This is a genomic window from Castellaniella hirudinis (assembly GCF_042651965.1).
In the GTDB taxonomy this organism is placed as follows: domain Bacteria; phylum Pseudomonadota; class Gammaproteobacteria; order Burkholderiales; family Burkholderiaceae_B; genus Castellaniella; species Castellaniella hirudinis.
Genome location: NZ_JBHSDY010000013.1, coordinates 1 through 5,025 on the forward strand (window position 1 = coordinate 1; position 5,025 = coordinate 5,025).

The 5,025-nt window shown below is 53.0% G+C and carries 2 tRNA genes and 2 rRNA genes; all 4 read right to left on the reverse strand.

The window, feature by feature from the left end:
- Position 1 precedes the first annotated feature (1 nt).
- A 23S ribosomal RNA gene (locus ACFO0J_RS17925) occupies positions 2-2,887 on the reverse strand.
- Between the two features lie 346 nt (positions 2,888-3,233).
- Positions 3,234-3,309, reverse strand: a tRNA-Ala gene (locus ACFO0J_RS17930).
- Between the two features lie 38 nt (positions 3,310-3,347).
- Positions 3,348-3,424, reverse strand: a tRNA-Ile gene (locus tag ACFO0J_RS17935).
- A gap of 97 nt (positions 3,425-3,521) precedes the next feature.
- A 16S ribosomal RNA gene (locus tag ACFO0J_RS17940) occupies positions 3,522-5,025 on the reverse strand; the annotation flags it as partial.

Sequence of the window (5,025 nt, forward strand, 5' to 3'; positions counted from 1 at the left end):
TAGGATCAAGCCGCACGGGCAATTAGTACTGGTTAGCTACACGCATTACTGCGCTTCCACACCCAGCCTATCAACGTTGTGGTCTACAACGACCCTTCAGGGGGGTCAAGCCCCCGGGATATCTAATCTTCAGACGAGTTTCCCGCTTAGATGCCTTCAGCGGTTATCTCTTCCGTACGTAGCTACTCGGCAATGCCATTGGCATGACAACCGATACACCAGTGGTACGTCCACTCCGGTCCTCTCGTACTAGGAGCAGGCTCCGTCAAATATCCAACGCCCACGGCAGATAGGGACCAAACTGTCTCACGACGTTTTAAACCCAGCTCACGTACCTCTTTAAATGGCGAACAGCCATACCCTTGGGACCGGCTACAGCCCCAGGATGAGATGAGCCGACATCGAGGTGCCAAACTCCCCCGTCGATATGAACTCTTGGGAGGAATCAGCCTGTTATCCCCAGAGTACCTTTTATCCGTTGAGCGATGGCCCTTCCATACAGAACCACCGGATCACTATGACCTGCTTTCGCACCTGTTCGACTTGTCAGTCTCACAGTCAAGCACGCTTATGCCATTGCACTATCAGCACGATTTCCGACCGTACCTAGCGTACCTTCGTACTCCTCCGTTACACTTTAGGAGGAGACCGCCCCAGTCAAACTGCCCACCATGCACTGTCCCCAACCCGGATAACGGGCCAAGGTTAGAACCGCAAACAGACCAGGGTGGTATTTCAAGGTTGGCTCCACTGCATCTAGCGACACAGTTTCAACGCCTCCCACCTATCCTACACAGGCCGGTTCACAATCCAATGCAAAGCTACAGTAAAGGTTCATGGGGTCTTTCCGTCTAGCCGCGGGTAGATTGCATCATCACAAACATTTCAACTTCGCTGAGTCTCAGGAGGAGACAGTGTGGCCATCGTTACGCCATTCGTGCAGGTCGGAACTTACCCGACAAGGAATTTCGCTACCTTAGGACCGTTATAGTTACGGCCGCCGTTTACCGGGGCTTCGATCAAGAGCTTGCACCCCATCACTTAACCTTCCGGCACCGGGCAGGCGTCACACCCTATACGTCGACTTTCGTCTTAGCAGAGTGCTGTGTTTTTAATAAACAGTCGCAGCCACCGATTCTCTGCGGCCTCTTCGAGCTTTGCGCGCAGGCGCATCACCCTACAAAGGCATACCTTCTCCCGAAGTTACGGTATCAATTTGCCGAGTTCCTTCTCCTGAGTTCTCTCAAGCGCCTTGGAATATTCATCCCGTCCACCTGTGTCGGTTTGCGGTACGGTCTCGTGAGACTGAAGCTTAGAGGCTTTTCCTGGGACAACTTCCAATCAGTCCAGGAACCGAAGTTCCTGTCCAGCCACACCCTTGAATTACGCGCCCGGATTTACCTAAGCGCCTTCTATGATGCAGCAACGGGGACATCCAACACCCCGATGATCTTCTGCCATCCGTCCCCCCATCGCATCTCACGACGGTGCTGGAATATTAACCAGCTTCCCATCAGCTACGCATCTCTGCCTCGCCTTAGGGGCCGACTCACCCTGCGCCGATGAACGTTGCGCAGGAAACCTTGGACTTACGGCGAGGGGGCTTTTCACCCCCTTTATCGCTACTCATGTCAGCATTCGCACTTCTGATACCTCCAGCAGCCTTTACAAGCCACCTTCGCAGGCTTACAGAACGCTCTCCTACCGCGTGTACATAGTACACACCCGCAGCTTCGGTAACTGGCTTAGCCCCGTTACATCTTCCGCGCAGGACGACTCGATCAGTGAGCTATTACGCTTTCTTTAAAGGATGGCTGCTTCTAAGCCAACCTCCTGACTGTCTATGCCTTCCCACTTCGTTTCCCACTTAGCCCGTTTTAGGGACCTTAGCTGGCGGTCTGGGTTGTTTCCCTCTTGAGTCCGGACGTTAGCACCCGGTGCTCTGTCTCCCACGCTGCTACTTGCCGGTATTCGGAGTTTGCCATAGGTTGGTAAGTCGCCATGACCCCCTAGCTATAACAGTGCTCTACCCCCGGCAGTAATACGTGAGGCACTACCTAAATAGTTTTCGGAGAGAACCAGCTATCTCCAGGCTTGTTTAGCCTTTCACCCCTATCCACAGTTCATCCCCTAACTTTTCAACGTTAGTGGGTTCGGTCCTCCAGCACGTGTTACCGTGCCTTCAACCTGACCATGGATAGATCGCCTGGTTTCGGGTCTACACCCAGCGACTGAATCGCCCTATTCGGACTCGCTTTCGCTACGCCTTCCCTATCCGGTTAAGCTTGCCACTGAATGTAAGTCGCTGACCCATTATACAAAAGGTACGCAGTCACCCCACAAGGAGGCTCCTACTGTTTGTATGCATACGGTTTCAGGATCTATTTCACTCCCCTTCCGGGGTTCTTTTCGCCTTTCCCTCACGGTACTGGTTCACTATCGGTCGATCACGAGTATTTAGCCTTGGAGGATGGTCCCCCCATCTTCAGACAGGATTTCACGTGTCCCGCCCTACTTGTCTGACGCTTAGTTCCACATATTCGATTTCGTCTACAGGGCTATCACCATGCTGCGGCCGGCCTTTCCAGACCGTTCGACTATCGATTATGCTAAATCGTCAAGGCTCTTCCGGTTTCGCTCGCCGCTACTACCGGAATCTCGGTTGATTTCTTTTCCTCGAGCTACTGAGATGTTTCAGTTCACCCGGTTCGCCTCGTTACCCTATGTATTCAGATAACGATACCCCATTGCTGGAGTGGGTTTCCCCATTCGGACATCTGCGGATCAAAGCTTGTTTGCCAGCTCCCCGCAGCTTTTCGCAGGCTACAACGTCCTTCATCGCCTGTGATCGCCAAGGCATCCACCATATGCACTTATTCGCTTGATCCTATAACTTTGCAGATTACAGGAACACTTGAGTTTGCGTGTTTGTGCCGTTCAATTCCATTAAAGGCTCATCAAGTATCCGTTCTTGCGAACTTCTCTTGATTGAATCTTAAGAACTTTTGAACAATTGATTTTGCAATCACAACCCGTAAATTACCCATCACGACAATTAAGTCGATCATGATATTTACATTGTTGTGCTTCTTCCAGATTGTTAAAGAACAAGGTACTGATGGGCTTTCCGAAGAAAACCCGTTCAGTCAGCAGCACCCTGAACAACCCATCGGGTTGCCAAGACACTCTTGACTGAAGATCTGTTGTCCAACTCAATTCACCGCGCCAAGCGCTGGTGGAGGATGACGGGATCGAACCGACGACCCCCTGCTTGCAAAGCAGGTGCTCTCCCAGCTGAGCTAATCCCCCAGAACCCATCACCAGGGCTGCGCCCCGACAATGAACCGTGGTGGGTCAAGATGGATTCGAACCATCGACCCCCGCCTTATCAAGACGGTGCTCTAACCGACTGAGCTACTGACCCCTTGAGTCTGCTTTTCATGCAGGCCTGGACTTCAGACCATGTACCAAACAGCCGATAAGCGTGAGCGCTTCAATCACAAGCGTTGCTGTGAGCTCTTAAAGGAGGTGATCCAGCCGCACCTTCCGATACGGCTACCTTGTTACGACTTCACCCCAGTCATGAATCTCACCGTGGTAAGCGCCCCCCTTACGGTTAGGCTACCTACTTCTGGTGAAACCCACTCCCATGGTGTGACGGGCGGTGTGTACAAGACCCGGGAACGTATTCACCGCGACATGCTGATCCGCGATTACTAGCGATTCCGACTTCACGCAGTCGAGTTGCAGACTGCGATCCGGACTACGATCGGGTTTCTGAGATTGGCTCCACCTCGCGGCTTGGCAACCCTCTGTCCCGACCATTGTATGACGTGTGAAGCCCTACCCATAAGGGCCATGAGGACTTGACGTCATCCCCACCTTCCTCCGGTTTGTCACCGGCAGTCCCATTAGAGTGCCCAACTGAATGTAGCAACTAATGGCAAGGGTTGCGCTCGTTGCGGGACTTAACCCAACATCTCACGACACGAGCTGACGACAGCCATGCAGCACCTGTGTTCCGGTTCTCTTGCGAGCACAATTCAATCTCTTGAATCTTCCAGACATGTCAAGGGTAGGTAAGGTTTTTCGCGTTGCATCGAATTAATCCACATCATCCACCGCTTGTGCGGGTCCCCGTCAATTCCTTTGAGTTTTAATCTTGCGACCGTACTCCCCAGGCGGTCAACTTCACGCGTTAGCTGCGCTACTAAGGTTAATAAACCCCAACAGCTAGTTGACATCGTTTAGGGCGTGGACTACCAGGGTATCTAATCCTGTTTGCTCCCCACGCTTTCGTGCATGAGCGTCAGTATCATCCCAGGGGGCTGCCTTCGCCATCGGTATTCCTCCACATCTCTACGCATTTCACTGCTACACGTGGAATTCTACCCCCCTCTGACGTACTCTAGCTCGGTAGTTAAAAGTGCAGTTCCAAGGTTAAGCCCTGGGATTTCACACCTTTCTTTCCGAACCGCCTGCGCACGCTTTACGCCCAGTAATTCCGATTAACGCTTGCACCCTACGTATTACCGCGGCTGCTGGCACGTAGTTAGCCGGTGCTTATTCTGCAGGTACCGTCATTAGCCCAGGGTATTATCCCGGGCCGTTTCTTCCCTGCCAAAAGTGCTTTACAACCCGAAGGCCTTCATCGCACACGCGGGATGGCTGGATCAGGGTTCCCCCCATTGTCCAAAATTCCCCACTGCTGCCTCCCGTAGGAGTCTGGGCCGTGTCTCAGTCCCAGTGTGGCTGGTCGTCCTCTCAAACCAGCTACGGATCGTCGCCTTGGTAGGCCTTTACCCCACCAACTAGCTAATCCGATATCGGCCGCTCCAATAGTGAGAGGTCTTGCGATCCCCCCCTTTCCCCCGTAGGGCGTATGCGGTATTAGCTGACCTTTCGGCCAGTTATCCCCCGCTACTGGGCACGTTCCGATACATTACTCACCCGTTCGCCACTCGCCGCCAAAGAAAGCAAGCTTCCTTCGCGCTGCCGTTCGACTTGCATGTGTAAAGCATCCCG